Source organism: Cereibacter changlensis JA139 (assembly GCF_003034985.1).
In the GTDB taxonomy this organism is placed as follows: Bacteria; Pseudomonadota; Alphaproteobacteria; order Rhodobacterales; family Rhodobacteraceae; genus Cereibacter; species Cereibacter changlensis.
Window position 1 is genome coordinate 1 of sequence record NZ_PZKG01000016.1, and the last position, 24,260, is coordinate 24,260.

27 protein-coding genes and 2 tRNA genes are annotated in these 24,260 nt (G+C 68.3%); 18 read left to right on the forward strand and 11 right to left on the reverse strand.

What is annotated here, in order from left to right:
• Positions 1-610, reverse strand: a 610-nt coding sequence (locus C5F48_RS05515) for an extracellular solute-binding protein (protein WP_146170556.1), incomplete at its 3' end; no start/stop codon positions are given.
• Between the two features lie 362 nt (positions 611-972).
• Positions 973-1,905, reverse strand: coding sequence for a 2-hydroxyacid dehydrogenase (locus tag C5F48_RS05520; RefSeq protein ID WP_107662914.1), 933 nt, complete (start codon positions 1,903-1,905; stop codon positions 973-975).
• Between the two features lie 173 nt (positions 1,906-2,078).
• Here C5F48_RS05520 and C5F48_RS05525 point away from each other — a divergent pair, with 173 nt between their 5' ends.
• Positions 2,079-2,996, forward strand: a complete 918-nt coding sequence (locus C5F48_RS05525) for a LysR family transcriptional regulator (RefSeq protein ID WP_107662915.1) — start codon at positions 2,079-2,081, stop codon at positions 2,994-2,996.
• A gap of 41 nt (positions 2,997-3,037) precedes the next feature.
• On the opposite strand, the gene C5F48_RS05530 is transcribed toward C5F48_RS05525, so the two are convergent.
• From C5F48_RS05530 to C5F48_RS05550, 5 genes are read right to left on the reverse strand one after another with little or no spacing between them, the layout of a single operon-like run.
• A complete protein-coding gene (locus C5F48_RS05530; protein WP_107662916.1) occupies positions 3,038-3,850 on the reverse strand; it encodes a creatininase family protein in 813 nt (270 codons plus the stop codon).
• Positions 3,851-3,855: 5 nt separating this feature from the next.
• The gene (locus C5F48_RS05535) at positions 3,856-4,827 is read right to left on the reverse strand and encodes an ABC transporter ATP-binding protein (protein ID WP_107662917.1); all 972 of its coding nucleotides are present in this window, start codon (positions 4,825-4,827) and stop codon (positions 3,856-3,858) included.
• On the reverse strand, positions 4,824-6,749 hold the full coding sequence (locus C5F48_RS05540; protein WP_107662918.1) for a dipeptide/oligopeptide/nickel ABC transporter permease/ATP-binding protein: 1,926 nt from the start codon (positions 6,747-6,749) through the stop codon (positions 4,824-4,826). Before C5F48_RS05540 ends, C5F48_RS05535 begins: the two co-directional genes overlap by 4 nt.
• On the reverse strand, positions 6,746-7,699 hold the full coding sequence (locus C5F48_RS05545) for an ABC transporter permease (RefSeq protein WP_107662919.1): 954 nt from the start codon (positions 7,697-7,699) through the stop codon (positions 6,746-6,748). Before C5F48_RS05545 ends, C5F48_RS05540 begins: the two co-directional genes overlap by 4 nt.
• A 7-nt stretch (positions 7,700-7,706) precedes the next feature.
• Entirely contained in the window at positions 7,707-9,251 is a 1,545-nt protein-coding gene (locus C5F48_RS05550; protein ID WP_107662965.1) for an ABC transporter substrate-binding protein, read from the reverse strand.
• A gap of 460 nt (positions 9,252-9,711) precedes the next feature.
• On the opposite strand from C5F48_RS05550, the gene C5F48_RS05555 reads away from it, so the two are divergent.
• Positions 9,712-10,665, forward strand: a complete 954-nt coding sequence (locus tag C5F48_RS05555; protein WP_107662920.1) for a substrate-binding domain-containing protein — start codon at positions 9,712-9,714, stop codon at positions 10,663-10,665.
• Between the two features lie 168 nt (positions 10,666-10,833).
• Here C5F48_RS05555 and C5F48_RS05560 read toward each other — a convergent pair whose 3' ends face one another.
• Complete coding sequence (locus tag C5F48_RS05560) at positions 10,834-11,031, reverse strand: YqaE/Pmp3 family membrane protein (RefSeq protein WP_107662921.1); 198 nt, start codon at positions 11,029-11,031, stop codon at positions 10,834-10,836.
• A gap of 509 nt (positions 11,032-11,540) precedes the next feature.
• Here C5F48_RS05560 and C5F48_RS05565 point away from each other — a divergent pair.
• Positions 11,541-12,101 carry a CHAP domain-containing protein gene (locus tag C5F48_RS05565; RefSeq protein WP_170139670.1) on the forward strand — a complete coding sequence of 187 codons (561 nt, stop codon included), beginning with the start codon at positions 11,541-11,543 and terminating at the stop codon, positions 12,099-12,101.
• A 169-nt stretch (positions 12,102-12,270) separates the two neighbouring features.
• Here C5F48_RS05565 and C5F48_RS05570 read toward each other — a convergent pair.
• Positions 12,271-12,345, reverse strand: a tRNA-Thr gene (locus tag C5F48_RS05570).
• A 111-nt stretch (positions 12,346-12,456) separates the two neighbouring features.
• Here C5F48_RS05570 and C5F48_RS24760 point away from each other — a divergent pair.
• The 15 genes from C5F48_RS24760 (at position 12,457) to C5F48_RS05640 (ending at position 21,943) form a co-directional block, all read left to right on the forward strand.
• Positions 12,457-12,702, forward strand: coding sequence for a hypothetical protein (locus C5F48_RS24760; protein WP_146170558.1), 246 nt, complete (start codon positions 12,457-12,459; stop codon positions 12,700-12,702).
• 7 nt (positions 12,703-12,709) lie between these two features.
• Positions 12,710-13,978: a UDP-N-acetylglucosamine 1-carboxyvinyltransferase gene (gene murA, locus C5F48_RS05575; RefSeq protein WP_107662923.1), complete on the forward strand. Its 1,269-nt coding sequence runs from the start codon at positions 12,710-12,712 to the stop codon at positions 13,976-13,978.
• Entirely contained in the window at positions 13,978-14,451 is a 474-nt protein-coding gene (locus C5F48_RS05580) for a DUF2948 family protein (protein WP_107662924.1), read from the forward strand. Before murA ends, C5F48_RS05580 begins: the two co-directional genes overlap by 1 nt.
• A gap of 185 nt (positions 14,452-14,636) precedes the next feature.
• Entirely contained in the window at positions 14,637-15,941 is a 1,305-nt protein-coding gene (gene hisD, locus C5F48_RS05585) for a histidinol dehydrogenase (RefSeq protein WP_107662925.1), read from the forward strand.
• A gap of 1 nt (position 15,942) precedes the next feature.
• Positions 15,943-16,833 (forward strand): GIY-YIG nuclease family protein, encoded by an 891-nt coding sequence (locus C5F48_RS05590; protein ID WP_107662926.1) that lies wholly within the window; start codon positions 15,943-15,945, stop codon positions 16,831-16,833.
• Entirely contained in the window at positions 16,830-17,309 is a 480-nt protein-coding gene (locus C5F48_RS05595) for a UPF0262 family protein (protein WP_107662927.1), read from the forward strand. The genes C5F48_RS05590 and C5F48_RS05595 overlap by 4 nt, the downstream gene beginning before the upstream one ends.
• Positions 17,306-17,788: an arsenate-mycothiol transferase ArsC gene (locus C5F48_RS05600; RefSeq protein WP_107662928.1), complete on the forward strand. Its 483-nt coding sequence runs from the start codon at positions 17,306-17,308 to the stop codon at positions 17,786-17,788. Before C5F48_RS05595 ends, C5F48_RS05600 begins: the two co-directional genes overlap by 4 nt.
• Positions 17,778-18,176 carry a ketosteroid isomerase-related protein gene (locus tag C5F48_RS05605; protein WP_107662929.1) on the forward strand — a complete coding sequence of 133 codons (399 nt, stop codon included), beginning with the start codon at positions 17,778-17,780 and terminating at the stop codon, positions 18,174-18,176. The genes C5F48_RS05600 and C5F48_RS05605 overlap by 11 nt, the downstream gene beginning before the upstream one ends.
• Positions 18,173-18,760: a GNAT family N-acetyltransferase gene (locus tag C5F48_RS05610; RefSeq protein ID WP_107662930.1), complete on the forward strand. Its 588-nt coding sequence runs from the start codon at positions 18,173-18,175 to the stop codon at positions 18,758-18,760. The genes C5F48_RS05605 and C5F48_RS05610 overlap by 4 nt, the downstream gene beginning before the upstream one ends.
• 23 nt (positions 18,761-18,783) lie before the next feature.
• Entirely contained in the window at positions 18,784-19,659 is an 876-nt protein-coding gene (locus C5F48_RS05615) for a carbon-nitrogen hydrolase family protein (protein ID WP_107662931.1), read from the forward strand.
• 92 nt (positions 19,660-19,751) lie between these two features.
• Positions 19,752-19,970: a translation initiation factor IF-1 gene (infA, locus tag C5F48_RS05620; protein ID WP_107662932.1), complete on the forward strand. Its 219-nt coding sequence runs from the start codon at positions 19,752-19,754 to the stop codon at positions 19,968-19,970.
• A complete protein-coding gene (locus tag C5F48_RS05625; RefSeq protein WP_107662933.1) occupies positions 19,971-20,549 on the forward strand; it encodes a Maf family protein in 579 nt (192 codons plus the stop codon).
• Positions 20,546-21,586, forward strand: a complete 1,041-nt coding sequence (locus C5F48_RS05630) for a ribonuclease E/G (RefSeq protein ID WP_107662934.1) — start codon at positions 20,546-20,548, stop codon at positions 21,584-21,586. The genes C5F48_RS05625 and C5F48_RS05630 overlap by 4 nt, the downstream gene beginning before the upstream one ends.
• Positions 21,583-21,768, forward strand: coding sequence for a DNA gyrase inhibitor YacG (locus C5F48_RS05635; RefSeq protein WP_107662935.1), 186 nt, complete (start codon positions 21,583-21,585; stop codon positions 21,766-21,768). The genes C5F48_RS05630 and C5F48_RS05635 overlap by 4 nt, the downstream gene beginning before the upstream one ends.
• Positions 21,769-21,867: 99 nt before the next feature.
• A tRNA-Phe gene (locus C5F48_RS05640) sits at positions 21,868-21,943 on the forward strand.
• Positions 21,944-22,529: 586 nt separating this feature from the next.
• On the opposite strand, the gene C5F48_RS05645 is transcribed toward C5F48_RS05640, so the two are convergent.
• Positions 22,530-23,480: an ABC transporter substrate-binding protein gene (locus C5F48_RS05645; RefSeq protein ID WP_107662936.1), complete on the reverse strand. Its 951-nt coding sequence runs from the start codon at positions 23,478-23,480 to the stop codon at positions 22,530-22,532.
• Between the two features lie 7 nt (positions 23,481-23,487).
• Entirely contained in the window at positions 23,488-24,258 is a 771-nt protein-coding gene (locus tag C5F48_RS05650) for an ABC transporter ATP-binding protein (RefSeq protein WP_107662937.1), read from the reverse strand.
• Positions 24,259-24,260: the final 2 nt, after the last annotated feature.

Sequence of the window (24,260 nt, forward strand, 5' to 3'; positions counted from 1 at the left end):
CGGGGGCCAGTTCGGCCAGCTTGGCCGCGGCCTGCTCGACGGACTGGGTGTAGTCTTCGCCCAGCATGGCCGAGGTCATCACCATGAGGCCCGAGCCGAGGATCGAGGGCATCGAGGTGACGGCGATCTTGCCGGCATAGGCGGCATCCCAGAGCACGTTCAGCGAGGTCGGTTTCTCGGGCACCATCTCGGTGTTGTAGATGAGCACGAGGTTGTCGAAGGTGACGGCGGGGCCGTAGCCCTCCTGCACGGTGGCCTGCGGCACGAGATCGGCGAGGTTGGGGATCTCCTCGAGGCTGAGCGGCGAGAGCAGGCCCTCCTTGTTGCCGATCAGCGCGGTGGAGACATCGAAGATCGCCACATCGGTCTGCGGGTCGCCAGCCTGCGAACGCAGGGCGCCGAGGATGGCGGAAGAGGCGGTGTTGGAGAAGTAGTTCACCTTCACGCCGGGATATTTCGCCTCGAAGGGGGCGATGACGGCCTGGGTGTATTTGTCCTGGAAGATGCCGGAATAGGCGGCCAGCGTGATCTCGCCCGAGATCTCGGACTGGGCATGGGCGGCGGTGGCGAGGAAGAGGGCCGAGGCGGCGAGGCTGAGGGGGGTCTTCATCGGGAACTCCTGTTGGATCGGGGCGGGCGGAGCGCAGCCGACCGCCGCCGCTTGCGCGGGCATCCGTGGGAGGAACGGATCGGAGGAGGGCTGCGGCCCGGCCCGGAGGCGGGGAGGAAGTCGGCTGACGGGCTTCGTACGGCCCGTTCTGCCCCTGCGATGCAACGGGTTGTGGGGCGGCAAGTCCAATCGAATTTTCTTTATCTCTGCATCGAGAAAATTTGGTTTGGAGAGTTGAGAGGGTGGATGAGGGAGTTATTGCAAGTCCTTGTTTTGGAATATCATTGTCGGGATGCGGAAATGCGGAAAACCGGCCGCTGCGAGGCGGCCGGATCTGGCGGGCGGGACAGGTGTCGGAGGCGTCAGTAGCCGCGTTTGGCGTCGGCTATGTCGGCCACTGTTCCGGTCTCGTGGAAGGTGCGGATGTTCTTCGCCACGATCTTGCTGCCGGTGGGCGCGTCGATCAGCGAGGCGACATGCGGGGTGACGGTGATCGCCGGGTGATCCCAGAACGGATGGTCCTTCGGCAGCGGTTCGGTGTGGAACACGTCGAGCGTTGCGCCCTCGATCTGGCCGGAGGCGAGGGCGTCGATCAGGTCGCTGTCGACGAGGTGCTGGCCGCGGGCGGCATTGATCACGGCGGCGCCGCGCTTCAGCCGGTTGAAGGTGTCGGCGTTGAGGATGCCGCGGGTGCTTTCGGTGAGGGGAAGGAGGCAGACGAGGATCTCGGTCCCTTCGAGGAAGGCGCCGAACTCGGAGGCGCCGGCATAGGTGCGGATGCCCGGGATCTCCTTGGGGGAGCGGGACCAGCCGACGACCTGGAAGCCGATGGACGCCAGCAGCTCGGCCGCCGCGCCGCCGAGATTGCCGAGACCCATGATGCCGACGCGCCGCTCGGTGGCGGGGGGGACGACGATCTGCTCCCATTTGTGCGCGGTCTGGTTGGCCTGGATCTTCGGCAGCTGGCGGTGGTGGCGCAGGACGTGGAGCGCAATGTATTCCTTCATGCGCTGCGTGAGATCGGTGCCGACGGTGCGGATGATCGGCACGTCCTCGGGCAGCTTCTCATCGGCGAGCACATGGTCGATGCCCGCGCCGAGCGAGACGATGGCCTTGAGGTTGCGGTAGGGCGTCATGGCGCCGGTCGCGGGGCGCCAGACGACGGAATACTGGATCGCCTCGGGGTCGGGCTCCTTGCCGAGCGGATAGATGTTCCAGTCGGGCATGAGGTCGCGCAGCATCTGGCACCACCAGTCGGTCTTGTCGGCGGCGGGGAGGGAGACGATGATGCTCATGGCGGAAATCCTCAAAACTCTGCGGTCGGGCCCGCGCTGGGGGCCGCTGTGGCGCTGGGTGGCTTTGGGTCCATTCACCGCAGGAGGGCGCGCGGGGTCAAAGCAATAATTCTGGTGCGTGCCATAGAAGATTTTTATGTGCCGCCCGGCCCCGGCTGCGCTAGAGTGCCGCCATGAACTTCAAGCAGTTGGAAGCCTTCTACTGGCTCACCCGTCTCAAGAGCTACCAGCGCGTCGCGGATCACATCGGCCTGACGCAACCTGCGGTATCGGCGCGGATTTCGGGGCTGGAGGCCAGCTTCGGCGTGCCGCTGATGGACCGGACGCAGGCGGAATTCACCCTGACCGAACAGGGGCACGAGGTTGCCGAATATGCCGAGACCTTCCTCAACCTGAGCGAGGCGCTGACCAGCCGTCTGAGGACGAAGCAAAAGAAGCGTTATACCATCGGCGCCGTGGGCATGGTGACGAAGACATGGGGCGTCACGCTGCGGCGGAAGATCTCGCAGATGCCCGAGGGGCCGCTGGTGGATTTCCATTCCGGCTCCAACGTCGATCTGCGCCAGCAGGTGCGGTCGGGGGCGCTCGACATGGCCTTCGTCACCGGCGAGGCGGGGTTGCCGCAGATCCAGAACAGTTTCTCGGTGCTCTACCGCATCGGCTGGGTGGCGCGGCCCGATGTGGTGGGCGAGGTCACCCGCCCGCTGACGCCGGATGAGCTGCGCGAGCTGCCGCTGATCCTCTATCCGCACAGCTCGCCACTGTTCGGGCCGGTGGCCGATCTGGTGGAGGAGACCAAGCGGCGGCCCAATGCGCGCCATACCGGCAATTCGCTGGGCACGATCTGCGATCTGGTGCGGCTGGGCTATGGCGCCTCGGCGGTGCCGCTGGCGGCGCTGGAGCAGGAGATTTCCACGGGGATGCTGGTTGAACTGCCGACGACGGTGCAGCTGGCGCCGCTCGACGTGCGCTGCGTGCATCTGAACAAGGCGCGCAAGGCGCAGACCGAGGAGATCTTCGCGCTGGCGCGGCAGGCGGCGGAGGAATGGGCCACGGCGCATCCGCGCTACGTGGCCTTCCGCCCCGCCTGAGCCGCGGCGGCGACCGAGGGCCGCCGCCGCCGGGCGGGTCGTCAGCCCTTGAAGCCGGTGGCGACGTGGTCGCGGATGAAGCCCGCGCCGATCCGCACCAGACGCTCGCTCAGCGCCTTGCCGGTTTCGGCGGAGCAATGTTTCGGGTCGCCGCCCCAGACGCCATGCGGCGCGGTCTCGATCGCCTCGATCGGGGCTTGCAGCCGGGCGCCGTCGTATTTGAGCGCGGCGAAGCCCGCCACATCGACGCCGAGCGCCTTCTGCCCGACGGGCGGGGCCTGTTTCAGATCCATGCGCAGGATCTCGGGGTAGTAGTGCAGGCCGATGGAGGTCAGCGGGTCGCCGCCGTGGCCGGAGGATTTCGCCGCCGCTTCCGGGCCGAGGATGTCCTTCAGGAGTTCGTAGCTGATCTGCCAGAGATACATCGAGGCGACGAACATGCCGTTCTTCTGGCGCCACTTCAGCGCGACCTCGTTGATCGGCCCCACATTGCCGCCGTGGCCGTTGATGACGAGCACCTTGGTCAGGCCATGGCGGGCGAGGCTGGCGAACATGTCGTCGAGCAGGGCCACGAGGGTCGACTGGCTGATGGCGATGCCGCCATGCGAGGAGCCGAAGTAGTCGGCGCCGCCGAAGGGGATCACCGGGGCGATGAAGGTCGGCACGCCCTCGGCGCGGGCGGCGCGGGCGATGTCGAGCGCCACAGCCTCGGCGGCAAGATAGTCGCCCATCGGCGCATGGGTGCCCTGATCCTCGAGCGAGCCCATCGGCAGCAGGATCACCGCCTCGTCGGTCAGGTATTGCCGCGCCTCTTCGCTGGTCAGTTCGGCGATCTTCAGTTTCTCGGTCATCATCTTCTTCAGGTTCCTTGCAGGATGTCGTCGCGGATGCAGGCCTTGAGACGGCCTTCTCCTGCCGGGCGGAGCTCCGGCGCCGTTTCGGCGCAGGCGGGCAGGGCATAGGGGCAGCGGCTGCGGAAGACGCAGCCGGAGGGCGGGGTGAGGGGCGAGGGAATCTCGCCCGTCAGGCGGATGCGGTCGGGCGCATGGCCGAGGCTCGGCTCCGCCGAGATCAGTGCGGCGGTATAGGGATGGCGGGGGGCGAAATGCACCTGATCGGCGCCGCCCACCTCCATCACCCGGCCGAGATAGAGCACCATCACCCGGTCGGAGATGTAGCGCACCACAGAGAGGTCATGGCTGATGAAGAGGAGCGAGATGCCGGTTTTCGCCCGCAGATCGGCCAGCAGGTTCAGCACCTGCGCCTGGATCGAGACGTCGAGCGCCGAGACCGCCTCGTCGCAGACGATGAACTTCGGCTCCACCGCGAGGGCGCGGGCGATGCCGATGCGCTGGCGCTGGCCGCCGGAGAATTCATGCGGGCGGCGGTCGAGGAAGATCGGGTTGAGGCCGACCATCTCCATCAGCGCGGTGAGGCGGGGCTGGCGGGCCGCGCCCCTGTGCAGGTCGTGGGTGTCGAGCGCCTCGGAGAGCACGGCGCGCACGGTCTTGCGCGGGTCGAGACTGGCGTAGGGATCCTGGAAGATGATCTGCATGTCCTTGCGCAGGCGGCGCAGATCGGCGCTGGGCAGGGTGTTCAGATCCTGCCCGTCGAAGCGCATCGCCTGCGATGAGGAGGGGATCAGCCGCAGGATGGCCTTGCCGATGGTGCTCTTGCCCGAGCCGCTTTCGCCCACCAGTCCCAGCACCTCGCCGGGCTGCACGGTCAGGCTCACGTCGCGCAGCACCTGCATCATGCGCTTGCCGAAGAGGCCCTTGCGACCGGCGGGGTAGCTCTTGTTCAGGCCACGGACTTCGAGGAGCGGGGTCATGCGGCCTCCTGTGCTTCGGGGGCGCGGATGCAGCGGGCGGCGCGGCTGCCGTCGGCGCTGGCAAAGAGCGGCGGGCGGGCCTCGGCACAGGCGGGAAGGGCCATCGGGCAGCGGTCGCGGAAGCTGCAGCCGGAGGGGCGGGCATCGGGCAGGGGCGGGGTGCCGCTGATCGCCTGCAGCCGGTCGCCGCGGGCGGAATGCAGATCGGCATGGGCCGAGGGCATGCTTTCCATCAGGGCGCGGGTGTAGGGGTGGTGCGGGTCGGTGAGCACCTGTTGGGCCGGGCCTTCCTCGACCACCTGACCGGAATACATCACCACGACGCGGTCGGCGATTTCGGAGACGATGCCGAGGTTGTGGCTGATGAAGAGGAGGCTCAACCCGTCGGCGTAGTCCTGGCGCAGCTTCTGCAGCAGTTCGATAATCTCGGCCTGGATGGTCACGTCGAGCGCCGTGGTGGGCTCGTCGGCGATGAGGAGGCGCGGCTCGCAGGTCAGCGCCATGGCGATCATCACCCGCTGACGCATGCCGCCCGACATCTCGTGCGGGTAGCCGTCGAAGCGGCGCGCGGCCTCGTTGATGCCGACCAGCTCCAGCAGGGCGATGGCGCGGCTGCGGGCCTCGGCGCGCGGCATCTTGCGGTGCGACAGGATCGCCTCGACCATCTGGGCGCCGACCTTGTGGATCGGGTTCAGCGAGGTCATCGGCTCCTGGAAGATCATGGCGACATCGTTGCCGCGCACGTCCTCCAGCGCCTTGGGGCCGAGCGCGCCGAGATCGACCATGCCGCCCTGCTTGCGGCGCAGGTGCAGCGCGCCGTCGGCCTGCCGGATCGCGCCGGGTAGCAGGCCCATGATGGCGAGCGAGGTCAGGGACTTGCCCGAGCCGCTCTCGCCCACGAGGGCGGTGCACTGATTGGCGCGCAGGGTGAGCGAGACATCCTCGATCACGTCCACGGCGCCTTTCGGGTGGCGCAGCTCCAGCCGCAGGTCGCGGACCGAGGCGATGACATCGGCCTCCTCCTGCACCGGGGCGCGGCCCGGCGCGGGGACGGAGGTCACATCCTTGCCGCCCGCATTGCCCTTAGGGTCGAGCGTGTCGCGCAGGCGGTCGCAGAAGAAGTTGATGGCGTAGATCGTCAGGGTGAGGGCGACGCAGGGGATGAGGATGCCCAGCGGGTCCTGGTTCATGAAGGCGCGGGCGCCGCGGATCATCTGGCCCCAGGAGGGCGCGGGCGGCACGACGCCGAGGCCGAGGAAGGACAGCCCGCTCTCGATGGTGATCGCGGCGGCGGCGGTGAGGGAATACTGCACCGAGACCGGGCCCGCGATGTTCGGCAGGATGGTCTTGAGCACGATGCGGTGCGAGGGGGTGCCGAGGGCGCGGGAGGCCTCGACGAAATCCAGCGCCGAGACGCGCAGGGCTTCGGAGAAGGCGATGCGGGCGAAGGCGGGGAAGTAGAGGATCGACAGCACCGCCACCAGCGTGTCGGCGCCGGGGCCGAAGAGGGTGACGACGAGCAGCGCCAGCAGGATCGGCGGGAAGCAGAGCACCACATCGGCAAGGCGGGTGGTGACGAACTCGAACGGTCCGCGGAAATAGGCGCCGATCAGGCCGAAGAGCGTGCCGATGACGCAGGCGATGGAGGTGGCGACGAAGGCCACGGTCAGCGAGACCTGCCCGCCATAGAGCACGCGGGCCAAGCGGTCGCGGCCGAACTCGTCCTGTCCCAGCCAGTGTTCCCAGCTCGGGGCGGCGAGGCGGTCGCGGACCGATATCTGCACCGGGTCGTAGGGGGTGAGGAGCGGGGCGGCGAAAGGGGTGACGATCAGCAGCGCCAGAAGCACGGCGGGCAGGATCATCCGCTTCGGCAGCTTCGGAAGGCGGCGGCTGCGGCGGGCGGCGAGGGGAAGGGCGGTCATTGCAGGGCGATCCTCGGGTCGAGGAGGGAGTAGAGGATATCGATCACCAGATTGATGCCGATGAAGATGGCGGCGACCGTCAGGATGATGGCGCGCACGGTGGGGTAGTCGCGCTGCTCCACCGCCGTCACCAGCAGGCCGCTGAGCCCGGGCCAGTTGTAGACGAACTCGACGAGCACGGTGGAGCCGAGCAGGATGCCGAGCTGCAGGCCGACCACGGTGATGACCGGGCCGAGCGCGTTCCGCAGGATGTGGCGGCGCACCACGAGGCCGCGGCTGAGGCCCTTGGCGGTGGCGGTGCGGACCCAGTCATGGCCGCGCATCTCGAGCACCGAGGCGCGGGTCATGCGGAAGATGATGGTCGAGAGATGCAGCGCCACGGTGACGGCGGGCAGGATGAGCATCTGCAGATGCTGTGCCGGGTCTTCTGCGAAGGCGACGTAGCCGCCCGCGGGCAGCACGCCCAGCACCTGCGCGAAGACATAGATGAAGAGCGTGCCCAGCACGAAGCCGGGGATCGAGGTCAGGAGCGCGTTGAGCCCCGAGGTGATCCCGTCGAATCGCCCGCCGGCGCGCAAGCCCGCCAGCGTGCCCGCCGGGATCGACAGCAGAAGGGCAAGCACCGCGCCCGCCGCGATGATCTCCAGCGTGCGGGGCAGGCGGAGGGCGATGGCCTCGGCGATGGAGGAGCCGTCGACGATGGACGTCCCGAAGTCGAAGCGCAGGCTGTCGCCGAGGAAGGTCAGGTATTGCTGGAGCAGGGGCCGGTCGAGCCCCATCTCCAGCCGCAGGTTCCGGATCGCCTCCTCCGAGGCACTGCCGCCGCCGGTGGAGAGCAGCAGTTCCGCAGGATCGCCGGGCACGATGGCCAGCATGGAAAAGATGATCGTGCCGACGACGAGCAGCATGGCGAGCGCTGTCGCCACGCGACGGAGGAGGAAAGCCAGCATGCGCGCCTCAGCCCAGTTTCGTATCGTCGAGTGCGTAGGCCGAGGAGCCGTTGAGGAAGCCGGGCAGCGACTCGAAGCCCGTCACATTGCTGCGCATGGCATAGGCCTGGATGCGCCAGTTGAGCGGCACCTGCGGCACTTCCTCGAAATAGGCCTTCGCCAGATCCTTGTAGATCGCCTCGCGCTCGGCCTGATCGGTGGTGGTGCGGCCCTTTTCCAGCAGCCCGTCGATCCGTTCGGACTTGAAACCGAAGGACTGCAGGTAGGAGGGGTTGCCGGAGTAGAGCAGCGGCCAGAGCGAATCCGGGTCGTTGTAGGTGCCGGAAGTGCCGTGCACGGCGATGTCGTAGCGACCCTCCTTGCCCGAGGTCACCCGGCTGCCCCAGTCGGGCAGATCGAGCGTGGCGTTGATGCCGATCATCGCGAGATAGGCTTGCACCACCGAGGCCGTGTCCTGATGCATGCCGTAGGTCGCGGTGGCCAGGAGGCGGCAGTCGAAGCCGTTCGGATAGCCCGCTTCGGCCAGCAGCGCCTTGGCCTTCTCAGGGTCGTAGCTCCATTCCACCGCCGGATCGGCCAGATCGAAGGGCGAGCCCTGCGGGTTGGGCAGGCCGAAGAGCGGCGTGCCGCGCCCGGCGAAGGCGGCATCGACCACATCCTGCCGCTCGATCGCATAGCCCACCGCCTGCCGCACCTTGGGGTCTGCGAAGGGGCCTTCCGTCACGTTGAAGAGGAGGAACATGTAGGGGCCGAGGGTGCTCTTCATCTCCAGCGTGTCGGAGGCATCGACCGCGTCGAACTGCTGCCAGGGCAGGTATTCGATCAGGTCGACGTCGCCCGCCTCGAGCGCGGCGTAGCGCAGGTTCTCGTCGGCATAGGCGATGAAGCGGATGCCGCCGACATTCGGCTCGCCCTCCATGTAGAAGTCGGGGAAGCGTTCGACCTCGATGTAGACGCCCTTCTCGGAGCCCTTCATGGTGAAGGGGCCGGCGCCGATCGGCGCGTCCTCGGTGCTTTCGGCCGAGATGATCGGGCAGCAGTAGCTGGCCAGCAGGTCGAGCAGGACGGCGGAAGGGGCGGAGAGCGAGATCTTCACCGTCTTGTCGTCCACCGCCTCGACGGCCGTGAGGATGCTGAGGTCGCTTTTCAGATAGGCGGTCGAGCCTTCCTTGGTGATCTCGTTCAGCGAGTAGACCACATCGGCGGCGGTCACCGGCTTGCCGTTGTGGAAGACGGCATTGGCGCGCAGCTTGAAGACGGCGGTCTGCGGGTCGGTCCAATCCACGCTTTCGGCCAGTTCCGGCTGCAGCCTGGCCGAGGCGTCATAGCCCATCAGCCCGCGCCAGAGCATCAGCTTCACGGTATTGGCGGCGCCGCCGGTGTTGTCGAAGGGCTTGATGGTCGGCGGGAAGGTCGAGAGGCCGAAGCGCAGCACCTGATCGCCAGCCTGCGCCGAGCCGCCGCGCGGCAGCGCCATCGCGGCAAGACCGGCCCCGAGGCTCAGAAGAACGGTGCGGCGCGTCGGGGTCATCGTCGGAAAATGCTCTGTCATGGGGTCCTCGGAGGTGTCGCTGGGTTTCATTCCGGGTGGCGTGGAGGGTTGCTTGGCGGGCTGGCCGCATCCTTGCCTGATCGAACGCGGCGCGGGCGGCGGCTGTCCAATCGAAAAAATTTCTATGTGAGATAGATTTCTTTGGCGAGGGCGGGGCGTGTCGCCGCCAGGTGGAGGAGGTGCAGGAGGGTCTGTCGCCGGAATATGCCGCGAAGACAAGGCGCTGGCCTGCGGAGTCTGCTGGCCGCCGAAGAGGATGCGGGGAGGCGCGAGGCCTTCCCGCCGCCGCCTTCCGCGGGTGAAGCCGCCGTTTATCACGCCCATGGCACCGTTTTTCGCCTGCCGCGAATTTAGCCGGGGCTGCCCCATCAAAAAAATCTAACCGGCAGGTCAGGATTTTCGATTGGACGCGAGGGCCGCTCCGGGGTGTTCTTTCCCGCCGCCACAGCCGGAGAATGCCATGACCCTGACCATCCGCCTCGCCCTGCGCGACTGGGATTACCTGACGCCGCTGCTTCTGGGCGATGTCGCCGATCGGCGGATCGAGCTCAGGATCGACCGTGTCGGCACGCTGGTCGAGGATCTGGCGGGCGATCCGGCGCATGACGGGGCCGAGATCTCGCTCAGCCGGCATGTGCAGGCGGTGGCGGGCGGCGCGCCGGGCGTCGTCGGGGTTCCCTGCTTTCTCATGCGCGGCTTCCGGCACCGCTGCATCCTCACCACCCGTTCCGGCCCGAGGCGGCTCGGGGATCTGGCCGGGGCGCGGATCGGCGTCACCGGCTGGCAGGACAGCGGCAACACCTGGACCCGGGCGGTGCTGGCCGAGGCGGGGGTGGGGGTGGAGGATGCGGCTTGGTTCGCCGGGCGGCTGACCGAGGCGCATCCGGTGGTCGACCGGCTCGGCCGTTTCGCCCGCCCGGGCCGGATCGAGGCGATGCCGGGGGAGGAGCCGATGATGCAGGCGCTGGAGGCTGGGCGGCTCGACGCGGTCTTCACCCCCTTCATGCCGGAGGGCTTCTTCCGCAGGGACTCGCCCTTCCGTCCCGTGTTGGAGGATTTCCGTAGCGCCGAGATCGGGTATTTCCGGCGGAACGGCTATGTGCCGGGGATGCATATCCTGGCGCTGAAACGCGAGGTGGCGACGGCGCATCCCTGGCTTGCCGCGGCGCTGACCCGGCTCTTCGACCGGTCGCTGGCGATGTGGCTGGCCAAACGCCGCAAATATGCCGAGACGACGCCCTGGATCCTGCAGGACATCGCCACGATGGACCTTGAGCTGGGCGAGGACTGGGCGGCGAGCGGCATCAAGGCCAATGCGCCGATGGTGGCGGATTTCCTCGGTCATGCCGAGACCCAGGGCCTGCTCCCCCGCAGGCCGACGCTGGCGGAGATCTTCCCGACGCACGCGCCCTGACCCTGACTCCGCCCCTGCCTCTCCTTGCCCAAATACTCCCGCCGGAGGCGCCGACAGTGGCCCCCGGAACTGCGGCTGGCGACCTCTTCCGCGGCAGCGCCGGGCGCGGGGGCTCGATGCCCCCAAGCCCGGCTCCCCCGGCCGGGCAGAACCGCAATCGGGGAAGGATCAGCGGTCGCGCTGACCCAGCGCCTTCTCGATCTTGCGGTCGGTGCTGTACTGGTTCAGCGCATAGACCGACCAGACCGCGGCGGGCAGCCAGCCGATCAGCGTCAGTTGCAGGATCAGGCAGATGATCCCGGCGAAGGGCCTGCCGATGGTGAAGAACTGCAACCAGGGCAGAAGGATGGCAAGCAGAAGGCGCATGGCGGTGATCCTGTCGTTTGGTCCTCTTCATGTAGGCGCGGCCCCACCGGCCTTCCAGAGCCGCCGGCCGCGGCTGGCGGCGGCCTCGGCAGATCCCTGCCGAAGGGCGGCTGAGCCCGCTCGGCGCGCCGCGAGGATCACCCGCCTTGAAGGGGCGCCTCTTCCAAGGTGAAAGGTGGTTTCAAAGATCCGACCCGGCTGCGGCTTTCATGGAACGGGCGTGCAGGGCGATTCCCGTCCTGCGACAAGGATCTCAAAGCGGGAAAATCCCGGGCTGGTCGGCGCGGGACGTCACCTCGGCGGGTCCTCGCCGTTCCGGTTCCCGAAAAAATCAACCGTTCGGCGGAAACCCGCCGCGACCAGGCTCGTCTGCTTGAGGTTGCGCCGTGCTTCGTGAAATGGGCGGGTCAAAGGCGCGCGCAGGGGGCGGGCGCCACGGCCCCGGGGCGGGGAGCGGCGGAACAGCCGCGCCGACCCGGAGAGACCGAAGAAATAAGGGGACAGACCGCATGATCACCACCCGCCTTTGCGCCTTGCTGCTTTCCGCGACCCTGGCCCTGCCCGGCGCGGCGCTGGCCTCTGGCAGTTCCGACAGTGGTGCAAGCGCGGTGGTGCAGGTGGCGCAGGTGAGCCGCGAGGCGGTGCGCCAGGCGGTGCTGGCCGAGGCCGAGCGGATCCGCGAGGCCAGGCCCGGCCGGATCTGGTGCGTGCCCTTCGCCCGGGCGGTCTCGGGCATCAACATCCGCGGCGACGCGGCGACCTGGTGGAAGGGCGCCGGCAAGACCTATCCCAAGGGGCAGGTGCCGGTCTCGGGCGCGGTGCTCACCTTCCGCTCCACCGGCGGCATGCCGCGCGGCCATGTCGCGGTGGTCTCCGAGGTGCTTAGCCCGCGGCAGATCCGGGTGGACCAGGCGAACTGGGTGACCAACCGGATCACCGTCGACACCGTGGTGATCGACATCTCCGAGGCGAACGACTGGTCGGCGGTGCGGGTCGGCAACCAGTCGAACAGCTTCGGCAAGGTCTACCCGACCTACGGCTTCATCTACAAACCGCATGAGAGCAGCTGAGCCGCGCAGGCGGCGGGCAACGAATCCCGGAGGAGCCCCTGCAACGCCGGTTGCGGGGGCTTTTTTCGATGGTTTCGGAGAGTTGACGGGGCTGGACTGAACGGTGGAAACCGGAGATCCGGGTGTTGGGCCCAGCCCGCCGGTGTCCTGCATCATCATCGGGAAATGATGGTGCTGTGAGAGAGGATTGAACTCTCGACCTCACCCTTACCAAGGGTGTGCTCTACCACTGAGCTACCACAGCCGCCTGCGTCTTCGGGCGTTGCCCTTGGATCGTGGCGGCTGATTAGACTCAAATTTCAGGCCGTGCAAGGGCTAACTGGACGGTTTTTTGCGGCTGGGCTACAGAGGGTGCATGAGCAGGGACAGACGCGACGAGGGGCCGGCCGGAAACGGTGGCGGCGGAGGTTCGCCGTCGCGCAGGGCGCAGGAGGCGGCCTTGCGCGAAGAGCGGTTGAAGGCGGCGCTGAAGGCCAATATGGCCCGGCGCAAGGCTCAGGCCCGGGTGCGGCGCGAGGGCGCCACGGCGGATGGGCCGGATGCGGATGGGCCAATCACGGATGGGGAAGACCCCACCGACCACAATCAGACCGAGGAATGAGGGCAGCATGGATTCGATACTGGTGCGCGGCAATGGCGAGCTCCGCGGGCAGATCCCGATCGCGGGGGCCAAGAACGCCTGCCTGACGCTGATGCCGGCGACGCTGCTCAGCGACGAGCCGCTGACGTTGACCAATGCGCCGCGGCTGTCGGACATCCGCACCATGACGCAGCTCCTGCAATCGCTCGGCGCCGAGGTGGCGAGCCTGCAGGGCGGGCAGGTGCTGGCGCTGTCGTCGCATGCCATCTCGAACCACACCGCCGATTACGACATCGTGCGCAAGATGCGCGCCTCGATCCTCGTGCTGGGGCCGATGCTGGCGCGCGACGGCCATGCGGTGGTCTCGCTGCCCGGCGGCTGCGCCATCGGGGCGCGGCCTGTCGATCTGCATCTGAAGGCGCTGGAGGCGATGGGCGCCGAACTGGACCTGCGCGACGGCTATATCCATGCCAAGGCGCCGAGCGGGGGGCTGCGCGGCGCGCGGATCGTCTTTCCCATCGTCTCGGTCGGGGCGACCGAGAACGCGCTGATGGCGGCGACGCTGGCCAAGGGCACCACGGTGCTGGAGAACGCCGCGCGCGAGCCGGAGATCGTTGATCTGGCGCGCTGCCTGCGGCGGATGGGGGCGCAGATCGAGGGCGAGGGCACGTCGATCCTCACCATTGAGGGCGTGGACCGGCTGGGCGGGGCGACGCATCCGGTGGTCACCGACCGGATCGAGCTCGGCACCTACATGCTGGCCCCGGCGATCTGCGGCGGCGAGGTGGAGCTTTTGGGCGGGCGGATCGAGCTGGTCGGCGCCTTCTGCGAGAAGCTCGATGCGGCGGGGATCTCGGTCAGCGAGACCGAGCGCGGACTGAAGGTCTCGCGCAGGAACGGGCGGGTGACGGCGGTCGACGTGACGACCGAGCCTTTCCCGGGCTTTCCGACCGATCTGCAGGCGCAGATGATGGCCCTCCTCTGCACCGCCGAGGGCACCTCGGTGCTGGAAGAGAAGATTTTCGAGAACCGATTCATGCATGCGCCGGAACTGATCCGCATGGGTGCGCGTATCGATGTGCATGGCGGCACGGCCACCGTCACCGGGGTCGACCGTCTGCGCGGCGCGCCGGTGATGGCGACCGACCTGCGCGCCAGCGTCAGCCTGATCCTCGCCGGTCTGGCGGCGGAAGGCGAGACGGTGGTGAGCCGGGTCTATCACCTCGACCGCGGCTATGAACGGGTCGAGGAAAAGCTGCGGGCTTGTGGCGCACAGATCGAAAGGATTTCCGGCTGATGGCAGACGCGCGCTTCGAGGACGCCGACGAGGCGCCGCTCTATCTGGGGGCGGAGACGCCGGAGGATCTGGCAGTGATCTCGGCGCTGGTGCAGGACGCGGTGTTCCCGATCACCGAGATGGCCTTCCAGCGCCGCCAGCGCCGCTTCGCCATCCTCCTGAACCGCTTCCGCTGGGAAGACCGCGCCGCGGCCGAGGCCGCCGGGCGCGGCTACGAGCGGGTGCAGGCGGTGCTGGCGGTGGACGGCGTGCTTTCGGTGCGCTCGCAGGGCATCACCCGGGCCGAGAAGGATCTGGTGCTGTCGATCCTGTCGCTGGACTTCGAGCCGGGCGAGGATGGCGCGGGGCGGGTCATGCTGGTGCTGGCGGGCGACGGCGTGGTGGCGCTGGAGGTCGAGGCGCTGGAAGTGACGCTGAAGGATGTGACGCGGCCCTACATGGCGCCGTCGGGGCGCGTGCCGGGACACGGCTGAGGCTTCTTCGGTTGCGTCCGGGGCCAGCGCCGGGGGGCTGTCTGCCCCCCGGCCCCCCCGAGGATATTTTCGGACAGAAAATGAGGGGAGGGACTTCGCCTCCTCGGTCGGCCCGTTGCGGCAGCGCGGCGCTTGAGGCGGGGGGGCGGGCGCGGTAAGGGGGGCTGTCCTTTGGAGTGTCCGCCATGCCGCTTTTCCTGAACACCCGCGATGCCGGTTTCGAGGCCGCCTTCTCTGCCCTCCTCGGCATGAAGCGCGAGGATTCGCCCGATGTGGATGCGGTGGTGGCGGGGATCATCGCCGATGTGCGGGCGCGCGGCGATGCGGCGGTGATCGAGCTGACGGCGAAGTTCGACCGGCTGGAGCTGGCGGCCGACGGGCTGGCCTTTTCCGAGGCCGAGATCGAGGCGGAATGCGCCAAGGTCTCGGACGAGGACCGGGCGGCGCTGGAGCTGGCGGCGGAGCGTATCCGCGCCTATCACGCGCGGCAGATGCCGGAGGATGCGCGCTGGGAGGATGCGGCGGGCGCCACGCTCGGCTGGCGCTGGGGGCCGATCTCGAGCGCGGGGCTCTATGTGCCGGGGGGGCTTGCCTCCTACCCGTCCTCGGTGCTGATGAACGCGATCCCGGCCAAGGTGGCGGGGGTGGAGCGGCTGGTCGTCGTCTGCCCGACGCCGGGCGGGGTGGTGAACCCGCTGGTGCTCTTGGCAGCACGCATCGCCGGGGTGGACCTTGTCTACCGCATCGGCGGGGCGCAGGCGGTGGCGGCGCTGGCCTATGGCACCGAGACCATCGCGGCGGTCGACAAGATCACCGGGCCGGGCAATGCCTTCGTCGCGGCGGCCAAGCGCCGGGTCTTCGGCAAGGTCGGGATCGACATGATCGCCGGGCCGTCGGAGATTCTGGTGATCGCGGATGGCGAGACCGATCCGGACTGGATCGCGCTGGACCTGTTGAGCCAGGCCGAGCATGACGAGAGCGCGCAGGCCATCCTCGTGACGCCGGATGCCGCCTTCGGGCAGGCGGTGGCGGCGGCGGTGGACAGGCGGCTCGAGACGCTGGAGCGGCGCGGCATCGCCGGGGCGAGCTGGCGCGACTTCGGCGCGGTGATCGTGGTGCGCGATCTGGAGGAGGCTGCCCAGCTCTCGAACCGGGTGGCGCCGGAGCATCTGGAGCTTTGCGTCGCCGATCCCGAGGCGCTGGCGGAACGGATCACCCATGCGGGGGCGATCTTCCTCGGGGCATGGACGCCGGAGGCGATCGGCGATTATGTGGGGGGGCCGAACCACGTGCTGCCCACGGCACGCTCGGCGCGGTTCTCCAGCGGGCTGTCGGTGATGGATTTCCTGAAGCGCACCACGATCGCCAAGATGACCCCCGCCGCGCTGCGGGCGATCGGCCCTGCGGCGGAGCGGCTGGCGATCTCCGAGAGCCTCGAGGCGCATGGCCTGTCGGTCCGCGCAAGGCTCGACCGTCTGAACGAGGGCTGAGATGGCCTCGTATGGAAGATCCCTGGAGTTTTTCTTCGTGGACGGAAGGCCGGAGGGCATCCTCACGGCTGAAGTTTTCAACTGGACAGGTCACATTCTCAAGGTGCCCCGCACGCGGATCACCGAAGGGCTGGCGCGCAGGGAGGCGAGCTTCACGGGCGTCTATCTTCTTCTCGGCGATCTCGACGGTAAGGCATGCGCCTATGTGGGAGAAGGGGAAGATGTCGCCGCGCGCATCAAGGCTCATGATGTCGCGAAAGATTGGTGGACGGATGTGGTGATCGTCACCACCTCAGCCAACAATCTTCACAAGGCCCACATAAAGTTCCTCGAGTCGCGTATCGTCGAACTGGCGCGGAACGCTGGCAACGTGGCGCTGGAGAATGGGAATACACCACCTCGCTCCAGCCTGTCGGAGGCGGCGCGTTCCAATATGGAGGAGTTCCTCGATACGCTCGGGATCGTGCTGCCGGCGCTTGGCATTGACCTGATCACGAGCAAGAAGAGGGCGACGATCCCGGCGCCGGAGAGCGTGGTGCCTGTGCCTGCGGCGGAGTTCCGGCTTGAATTTCTGAAGGAGAATATCGTTGCTCTCGCGGGGCTGCAGGACGGCGAATTCGTCGTGCGTCAAGGCTCCCTTGCGCGACGTGCTTGGGTCGGATCGGGAGACCATAATGCTGGATACCGGAAGCTGCACAGCCAGCTCATCGAGTCTGCCGTGCTGATGGTGAATGACCATAATGCGGTCTTCACCACCGACTATGCCTTCGCGAGTCCATCTGCTGCTGCGGCGGTCGTCCTCGGGCGGTCTGCGAACGGTCGCACGGAATGGCACTTGCCCAATGGAACTACGTATCGGGACTGGGAGGCGGCTCAGCTGAGCGACGCATGACGAATCGCATCTGCCATATCGAGATCGACCATCAGGGGCTGGCGCTGCCCACGCCGGAGATCGAGCAGGAGCGGCAGGTCGCTATCTTCGACCTGCTGGAGGACAACAGCTTTGCCCTGCCGGCCCGCGACGGGCGTCTGGCGCCGGAGGGGCCGTTCCGCCTGGCGCTGGCGATCCGCGAGGGGCGGCTGGTCTTCGACATCCAGACCGAGGCGACCGAGAAGGTGGGCGAGTTCCACCTGAGCCTCGGGCCGTTCCGGCAGGTGGTGAAGGATTACTTCCAGATCTGCGAGAGCTATTTCGACGCGGTCAAGCGCCTGCCGCCGAGCCAGATCGAGGCGATCGACATGGCGCGGCGCGGCATCCACAACGAGGGCGCGCGGGTGCTGCAGGAGCGGCTGGAGGGCAAGGCCGCGGTGGATATCGACACGGCCCGGCGGCTCTTCACCCTGATCTGCGTGCTGCATTGGGGGTGAGCGTGGCGGGCAAACCTCCGGCCTCGGTGCTGTTCTGCTGCGATCACAACGCGGTGCGCTCGCCGATGGCGGAGGGGCTGATGAAGAAGCTCTATGGCCAGCAGGCCTATGTGCAATCGGCCGGGGTGAAGAACGACATGGAGGTGGACGGCTTCACCGTGGCCGTCTGCAAGGAGCTGGGGATCGAGTTGGAGCGGCACCGCTCGCGCAGCTTCGAGGAGATGATGGACTGGGGCGACGATCTGTCGGGCTTCGATCTGATCGTGGCGCTGTCTCCGGCCAGTCAGCGGATGGCGCTTGAACTCACCCGATATTATCATCTTGATGTGGAATACTGGCCGATCATGGACCCGACGGGTTTGGGAGAGGGGCGCGAGGCGAAGCTGCAGGTCTATCGTCAGGTGCGCGACCAGATCAGGGACAGGATGGTGGCGCGCTTCGGCCCGCCGGAAGCAAGGGAGAAGACCGATGGGGCATGAGGTGATCGGGCGCTATTACGCGGCCTTCAACGCGGGCGATGCGGCCGGGATGCTGGACTGCGTCACCGACGACATCGAGCACCGGGTGAACGAGGGCGAGATTCGCCATGGCAAGGAGAAGTTCGCCGAGTTCTGCTCGCATATGGGCGTCAGCTACCGCGAGGAACTGCGCGACATGGTGATCTTCGCCAATGACGAGGGCACGCGCGGGGCGGCGGAATTCGTGGTGCATGGCGAATATCTGCAGACCGATCCGGGGCTGCCGGAGGCCAAGGGCCAACGCTATGTGCTGCCCGCCGGGGCGTTCTTCGACCTGCGCGACGGCAGGATCGCCCGGGTGACGACCTTCTACAACCTGAACGACTGGGTGCGGCAGGTCTCGGCATGACGCTGGAGGCCCGCGCGCTGCAGGGCGCGGCGCTGGAGGCGCGGCTGGACGAGGTGGCGGCGCTGCGCATGGCGGTGTTCCGCGAGTGGCCCTATCTCTACGAAGGCACGATGGACTACGAGCGCAGCTACCTGAGCTGGTATCGCGATGCTCCGGGGGCGCTGCTGGTCGGCGCCTTCGAGGGCGAGCAGCTGGTGGGGGCCGCCACCGGCACGCCGATGGAAGGGCATTCGGACGATTTCGCCAGCGCCTTCGCCGGGACCGGGATGGCGCTGACCGACATCTTCTATTGCGCCGAGTCGGTGCTGCTGCCCGCCTGGCGCGGGCGGGGGATGGGGCATCGCTTCTTCGATCTGCGCGAGGAGCATGCCCGGTCGCTGGGGCGGCGCTGGTCGGCCTTCTGCTCGGTGCTGCGGCCCGAGGATCATCCGCTGCGCCCGGCGCGGGCCCGCAGCAACGAGGAGTTCTGGCGCAACCGTGGCTATGCGCCGATGCCGGGGGTGGTGGCCGAGTTCACCTGGACCGACGTGGGCGAGGCGGAGCCGTCGAAGAAGCCGCTGCAATTCTGGATCCGCGAGCTCTGACTCGCCACCGAAAGGACGCCTTCGTGAAGATCGCCGCCGCCGCCTATCCGCTGGACTGGTTCGACAGTCTCGACGCCGTCGAGGACAAGCTGACGGCCTGGGTCGCGGAGGCGGCGGGGCAGGGGGCGGAGCTGCTGGTCTTCCCGGAATATGGCGCGATGGAGCTGGCCTCGCTGGGCGGGCGGGAGGTCGCCGCCGATCTGGAGGCGGCGCTGCACGAGGTGGCGCGGCACCGCCCGGCGATGGATGCGCTGCATCTGCGACTCGCTGCGGCGCATGGGGTGCATATCCTCGGCGGCTCGGGGCCGGTGTTCACGGGCGAGCGCCCGGTGAACCGGGCGACGCTCTACGGGCCGGAAGGGATCATCGGCCACCAGGACAAGCTGATCATGACCCGGTTCGAGCGCGAGACCTGGTTCGTCGTGCCGGGGGAAGAGGCGCGGGTGTTCGATACAGCGCTCGGGAAGATCGGCATCGTCATTTGCTATGACAGCGAGTTTCCCCTGCTGGCGCGGGCCATGGTGGAGGCAGGGGCCGAGATCCTGCTCGCGCCCTCCTGCACCGACAGCTACGCGGGCTTTACCCGCGTCCGGGTCGGGTCGATGGCGCGGGCCTTGGAGAATCAATGCGTTGTGGTGCATGCGCCGACGGTCGGGCTTTGCGACTTCTGCCCGGCGGTGGACGAGAACGTGGGCCGCGCCGCGATCTACGGGCCCCCCGACCGGGGCTGGCCCGAGACCGGGATTCTGGCGGAAACCGAGTTGAACCAGCCGGGCTGGGCCATGGCCGAGATCAGCCTTGCCGACATCGCCGAAGTGCGCGAAAATGGCGGTGTTCTGAACCACCGGCACTGGGACGAACAGGCGCTGCGGCTGGCGCCGGGCGTCACTTCGGCCTGACCGGCAATTTACCTCTTGAAAATCTCGTGATCCCGGCGCATTTAACGCCTCGTGCCTGCGCTCGCCGCGGGCAATACCTCATTGGAGAGACCATGGCCAAGGAAGATACGCTCGAATTCCCCGGTGTCGTGAAGGAACTCCTGCCCAACGCGACATTCAAGGTCGAGCTCGACAATGGCCATGAATTGATCGCGGTGATGGCAGGCAAGATGCGCAAGAACCGCATCCGTGTTCTGGCAGGCGACAAGGTGCAGGTGGAAATGACCCCCTACGACCTGTCCAAGGGTCGCATCAACTACCGCTTCAAGTAAGTGCGGCTGATTCTTGGCTCGGCCAGCCCGCGCAGGCGCGAGTTGCTGGCGCAGCTTGGCGTCATTCCCGATGCCATCCTTCCCCCCGACATCGACGAGGAGCCGCGGCGCGGCGAACTGCCTCGGCCCTATTGCGCGCGGATCGCCTCGGAGAAGGCGGCGGCGGTGCAGGCGGGGCCCGAGGATATCGTGCTGTGCGCCGACACAACGGTGGCGCTGGGCCGCCGGATCATGGGCAAGCCCGCCGACGCGGGCGAGGCTGCGGCCTTCCTGCTGGCGCTCGGCGGGCGGCGGCATCAGGTGATCACCGCCGTGGCCGTGCGGCGCGGCGAGCGGCTCTGGACCCGCGAGGTCGTCTCGGCGGTCAAGATGAAGCGGCTGTCGGACGCGGAACTGAACGCCTATCTCGACAGCAACGAATGGCAGGGCAAGGCCGGGGGCTACGGCATCCAGGGCCTCGCCTCGGCCTTCATCCCCTGGATTTCCGGCTCGTTCACCGGCATCGTCGGCCTGCCCCTGGCAGAGACCGCGGCGATGCTGGCGACCGCGGGCTGCCCCCTGTATCGGAGAGACCAATGAAGGGTCGTGTCGTCGTGCTCGACAGCCTGCGCGGCCGCGCCGCGGCGGCGCTGGTGGTGGATGGGCAACTGGAAGACCTGCTGATCGACGGCGAGGGGGAGGCCCCGGCGCCCGAGGCGATCTACCGCGCCGTGGTGGACCGGCAGATGAAGGGGCAGGGCGGTGTCTTCGTGAAGCTGCCCGGCGCCACCGGCTTTTTGCGGCAGGTCTCCGGCCTTGCTCCGGGCCAGTCGGTGCTGGTGCAGGTGACCGGCGCCGCCGAGCCGGGCAAGGCCGTGCCGGTAACGACGCGGCTCCTGTTCAAGAGCCGGCTCTGCATCCTGACCCCCGGCGCGCCGGGGCTGAACATCTCGCGCCGCATCCGCGAGGAGGATCTGCGCGAGGAACTGACGGCGCTCGCCGCCGAGGCGATGCAGGGGGCTGCCCCCGATCTCGGCGCGATCCTGCGCTCGGCCTGCGAGAGCGCCGAGGCCGAGGAGATCGCCACCGACCTGCGCGCGATGCGCGATCTGGCGGAGGCGGTGCTGGTGGATACCAAGGGCGGGCCGGAGCTTCTGGTCGACGCGCCCGGCGCGCATGAGCTGGCCTGGCGCGACTGGTCCGACCCGGCGCCCGACGAGGTGGCCGAGGCCGAGGGCAGCTTTGCCGCGCATGGCGTGGAAGAGATGATCGACGCGGTGCTGGATTTCGAGGTGCCGCTGCCCGGCGGCGGCCATATGGTGATCGAGCCGACCCGCGCGCTGGTCGCCGTCGATGTGAACACCGGCGCCGATACCTCGCCCGCCGCCGGGATGAAGGCCAATGTCGCCGCCGCCCGCGACCTGCCGCGCCAGCTGCGGCTGCGCGGCCTGGGCGGGCAGGTGGTGGTGGATTTCGCGCCGATGCCCAAGCGCGACCGGGCGACGCTGGAACAGGTGCTGCGCGCCGCCTTCCGCGGCGAGTCGGCGGAGACCAGCCTCGCCGGCTGGACCCCGCTCGGGCTCTACGAATTGGTGAGAAAGCGCGACCGCGCCCCCCTGTCCGAGCTCCTGAGATGACCTGCCCGATCTGCGCCCGCGAGACCGATCCGAAATACCGCCCCTTCTGCTCGCGCCGCTGCGCCGACGTCGATCTGGGGCGTTGGCTCACCGGCTCCTACCGGGTTCCGGTCGAGGATGAGGAGCTGCCGGACGGCGGCGCCGAGGGTGCGGGCGAGGGCGACGACCCGCCCCGGCACTGAAGCGGCGCGCGGAGCAAAAAAATCGCCAAATCCCTCTGGACACCCCCCGCGCCCTGTTCTAATACCACGCCACTCCGAACGGCAGCGTCGTTCGTCGGGGCCCAGATAGCTCAGTTGGTAGAGCAGCGGATTGAAGATCCGCGTGTCGGCGGTTCGACTCCGTCTCTGGGCACCATCTTATTTCCCTGAATTGCTATGTTTCCTCTGGTGCCCTTCTTGGGCCTGAGCCTGCGCTTCTGCGTCGGGGACACCGTGGGACACAGAGGCGCTTCGCACGGCCCTTGTCCCGCGCGCTGAAAGGTGGCCGGAGCGGATGGCATCACCATGCTCCCCCTCTCGAGTTGCTCAGGAGGAGCGGCGCTGCGTGGGCCGTTGGCGGTTGCCGGATCGTGGGGATCGCAAGGCGGCGCCTTCGGGCCCCCCCGTCCGGTGGAACTTCCGAAAGCCATGACTCGAGATCCGGGCGGGAGAGGCACCGCTGCTCGTGCAATGCCCGCGCTTGACGACGAGGGGGGCTGCGCCGGTGGGAAAGCACGGTGGGTGCTCGCCGTCACGCCTTCTCCAGACGTTGGCCAACCAAGCGCGGAGCTGGAATCACGCGGAGGCCGTGCCTTGCATAAGTCAGGGCATGCCGCAGATCGGGGAGGTTGTGCCAGCTTGTCGGCAAGTGCCGGCGCAAGATGCGGTGCTCAGGAGGGCGCCGGAGGCTCCGTCCGGGCGCTGCGCCGGCCCCTGTGCGGGGCCGGCGGGGGAGAAGAGGGTCAGTCGAGGCTCACGGCCTCGGGGGCCACGGCGCTGAGGGCGGTGGCGTCAAGATAGGGCGCGATGGTGGCGGCGGTCGGCGCGTCGGCCTTCACCACGCCCTTGGCGGCGATCCAGCTGGCCTCGCTGACCAGGAGGTCCAGGAGATCGGCCGAGAGGGTGGTGCCGAGATCGACGTCGGCCCACATCTTTTGCAACTCGGCCGGGGCCACGGCGCCGCCCATCGAGGCGGAGACGGCCTCGGCCGCGGCGGCCGGGTCGGCGGAAACATCGGCGTCGGCCTTGACCAGCGCCCCGAGGAAGGCCGTCAGATCCGCGCCCCGCTCGCCCGTCATCGCGGTGGTCGCCGCGAGCACGTAATGCGGCGCATAGCCGCCGGGACGCAATTCCTGATACTTGTCGCCGAGCGCCTCGGCGGCCCCTGCGTAGAAGGTGGGGAAGGGCACGATGGCGTCGACATCGCCGCGCAGCAGCGCCGGCACCAGATCGCCCGGCGCGGCATTGATGACCTCGGCCTCGACGCCGGCGGTCCGGAGCACTTCCGACAGGAAGTAATCGACATTGGTGCCCAGCGTGGTGCCGATGCGCTTGCCTGCCAGATCGGCGGGGGTGGCGAGGGCGCCCTGCTCGGTGTTGCCGATGATCCGGCTGCCGGTGTAGCGCGACAGGTCGGCGACGATGGCGAAGTCCTGCTTGGTGAGGGCGCCGGTGGCGGCCGGGAATTCGGCCATGAAGGCCACGTCGACCTGCCCGCCCAGGAGCGCCTCGAAGGCCTCGCGGCCCGAGGCGAAGGTGACGATCTGCACGTCGAGGCCGGCCTCGGTGAAATACCCTTTCGCCAGCGCCACGTCGACCTGGGGCGTCTGCGGGTTCGGGGTCCAGGCGAAGCTGATCGGGTCTGCGAGAGCCGCGGAGGGCAGCAGGGCAAGGGCGAAGAGCGTGTGTTTCATGATGTCCTCAGGGCTTGGAGTGGGAGGGGTGAAGCAGGGAGATGATCTCCTCGCGGATCGGCAGCAGCACCTCGGCCTGCGCGCGGAGCGAGCGCGGGCGGGGCAGGTCCAGCCTGTAGTCGCGGATGATCCTGCCGGGCGCCTGGCTCATCACGCAGATGCGGTCGGCCAGCAGCAGCGCCTCGTCCACGTCATGGGTGACGAAGAGCACGGTGGCGCGATGCTTCTGCCAGATGTCGATCAGCAGGTCGTGCATCACCACCCGGGTCTGGGCGTCGAGCGCGCCGAAGGGCTCGTCCATCATCATCACCTTGGGGCCGAAGGCGAAGGTGCGGGCGATGGCGACGCGCTGCTTCATGCCGCCGGACAGCTCCTGCGGATATTTCCTGGCATGCTGCGCGAGGCCGACTTCGGCCAGCGCCGCCATTGCCCGCTCGTGCAGTTCCGCCTTGGGCAGGCCGAGGCGCTTCAGACCGAAGGTGACATTGCCGAGCGCGGTGAACCACGGGAACAGCGCATATTGCTGGAAGATGACGCCGACATCGGCGCTGGGGCCGGTGATCTCGCGCCCGTCGAGGGTGATGGCGCCGGAGGCGGGCCGGACGAAGCCGGCGATCGCGTTCATCAGCGTGGACTTGCCGCAGCCGGAGGGGCCGATGAGGGCGGTGAAGCTGCCCGGCGCGAGATGCAGCGTGGTGGGGGCGAGGGCGGTGACCGGCCCCTGCTTGCCCTTGAAGCGGATCGAGATGTCGTCGACGCGGACGTGGCCCTGGGACATGA

What these genes read in the sequence shown, in the direction of transcription:
- C5F48_RS05540 (WP_107662918.1), bottom strand. Translation starts at nt 6,749, where the DNA reads ATGACCGCCCTTCCCCTCGCCGCCCGCCGCAGCCGCCGCCTTCCGAAG.
- C5F48_RS24760 (WP_146170558.1), top strand. Translation starts at nt 12,457, where the DNA reads ATGAGCAGGGACAGACGCGACGAGGGGCCGGCCGGAAACGGTGGCGGC.
- C5F48_RS05610 (WP_107662930.1), top strand. Translation starts at nt 18,173, where the DNA reads ATGACGCTGGAGGCCCGCGCGCTGCAGGGCGCGGCGCTGGAGGCGCGG.
- C5F48_RS05650 (WP_107662937.1), bottom strand. Translation starts at nt 24,258, where the DNA reads ATGTCCCAGGGCCACGTCCGCGTCGACGACATCTCGATCCGCTTCAAG.
- C5F48_RS05565 (WP_170139670.1), top strand. Translation starts at nt 11,541, where the DNA reads ATGATCACCACCCGCCTTTGCGCCTTGCTGCTTTCCGCGACCCTGGCC.
- C5F48_RS05530 (WP_107662916.1), bottom strand. Translation starts at nt 3,850, where the DNA reads ATGATGACCGAGAAACTGAAGATCGCCGAACTGACCAGCGAAGAGGCG.
- C5F48_RS05595 (WP_107662927.1), top strand. Translation starts at nt 16,830, where the DNA reads ATGACGAATCGCATCTGCCATATCGAGATCGACCATCAGGGGCTGGCG.
- C5F48_RS05580 (WP_107662924.1), top strand. Translation starts at nt 13,978, where the DNA reads ATGGCAGACGCGCGCTTCGAGGACGCCGACGAGGCGCCGCTCTATCTG.
- C5F48_RS05550 (WP_107662965.1), bottom strand. Translation starts at nt 9,251, where the DNA reads ATGACAGAGCATTTTCCGACGATGACCCCGACGCGCCGCACCGTTCTT.
- C5F48_RS05605 (WP_107662929.1), top strand. Translation starts at nt 17,778, where the DNA reads ATGGGGCATGAGGTGATCGGGCGCTATTACGCGGCCTTCAACGCGGGC.
- C5F48_RS05630 (WP_107662934.1), top strand. Translation starts at nt 20,546, where the DNA reads ATGAAGGGTCGTGTCGTCGTGCTCGACAGCCTGCGCGGCCGCGCCGCG.
- C5F48_RS05535 (WP_107662917.1), bottom strand. Translation starts at nt 4,827, where the DNA reads ATGACCCCGCTCCTCGAAGTCCGTGGCCTGAACAAGAGCTACCCCGCC.
- C5F48_RS05645 (WP_107662936.1), bottom strand. Translation starts at nt 23,480, where the DNA reads ATGAAACACACGCTCTTCGCCCTTGCCCTGCTGCCCTCCGCGGCTCTC.
- C5F48_RS05635 (WP_107662935.1), top strand. Translation starts at nt 21,583, where the DNA reads ATGACCTGCCCGATCTGCGCCCGCGAGACCGATCCGAAATACCGCCCC.
- C5F48_RS05545 (WP_107662919.1), bottom strand. Translation starts at nt 7,699, where the DNA reads ATGCTGGCTTTCCTCCTCCGTCGCGTGGCGACAGCGCTCGCCATGCTG.
- infA (WP_107662932.1), top strand. Translation starts at nt 19,752, where the DNA reads ATGGCCAAGGAAGATACGCTCGAATTCCCCGGTGTCGTGAAGGAACTC.
- C5F48_RS05555 (WP_107662920.1), top strand. Translation starts at nt 9,712, where the DNA reads ATGACCCTGACCATCCGCCTCGCCCTGCGCGACTGGGATTACCTGACG.
- murA (WP_107662923.1), top strand. Translation starts at nt 12,710, where the DNA reads ATGGATTCGATACTGGTGCGCGGCAATGGCGAGCTCCGCGGGCAGATC.
- C5F48_RS05525 (WP_107662915.1), top strand. Translation starts at nt 2,079, where the DNA reads ATGAACTTCAAGCAGTTGGAAGCCTTCTACTGGCTCACCCGTCTCAAG.
- C5F48_RS05520 (WP_107662914.1), bottom strand. Translation starts at nt 1,905, where the DNA reads ATGAGCATCATCGTCTCCCTCCCCGCCGCCGACAAGACCGACTGGTGG.
- C5F48_RS05560 (WP_107662921.1), bottom strand. Translation starts at nt 11,031, where the DNA reads ATGCGCCTTCTGCTTGCCATCCTTCTGCCCTGGTTGCAGTTCTTCACC.
- hisD (WP_107662925.1), top strand. Translation starts at nt 14,637, where the DNA reads ATGCCGCTTTTCCTGAACACCCGCGATGCCGGTTTCGAGGCCGCCTTC.
- C5F48_RS05590 (WP_107662926.1), top strand. Translation starts at nt 15,943, where the DNA reads ATGGCCTCGTATGGAAGATCCCTGGAGTTTTTCTTCGTGGACGGAAGG.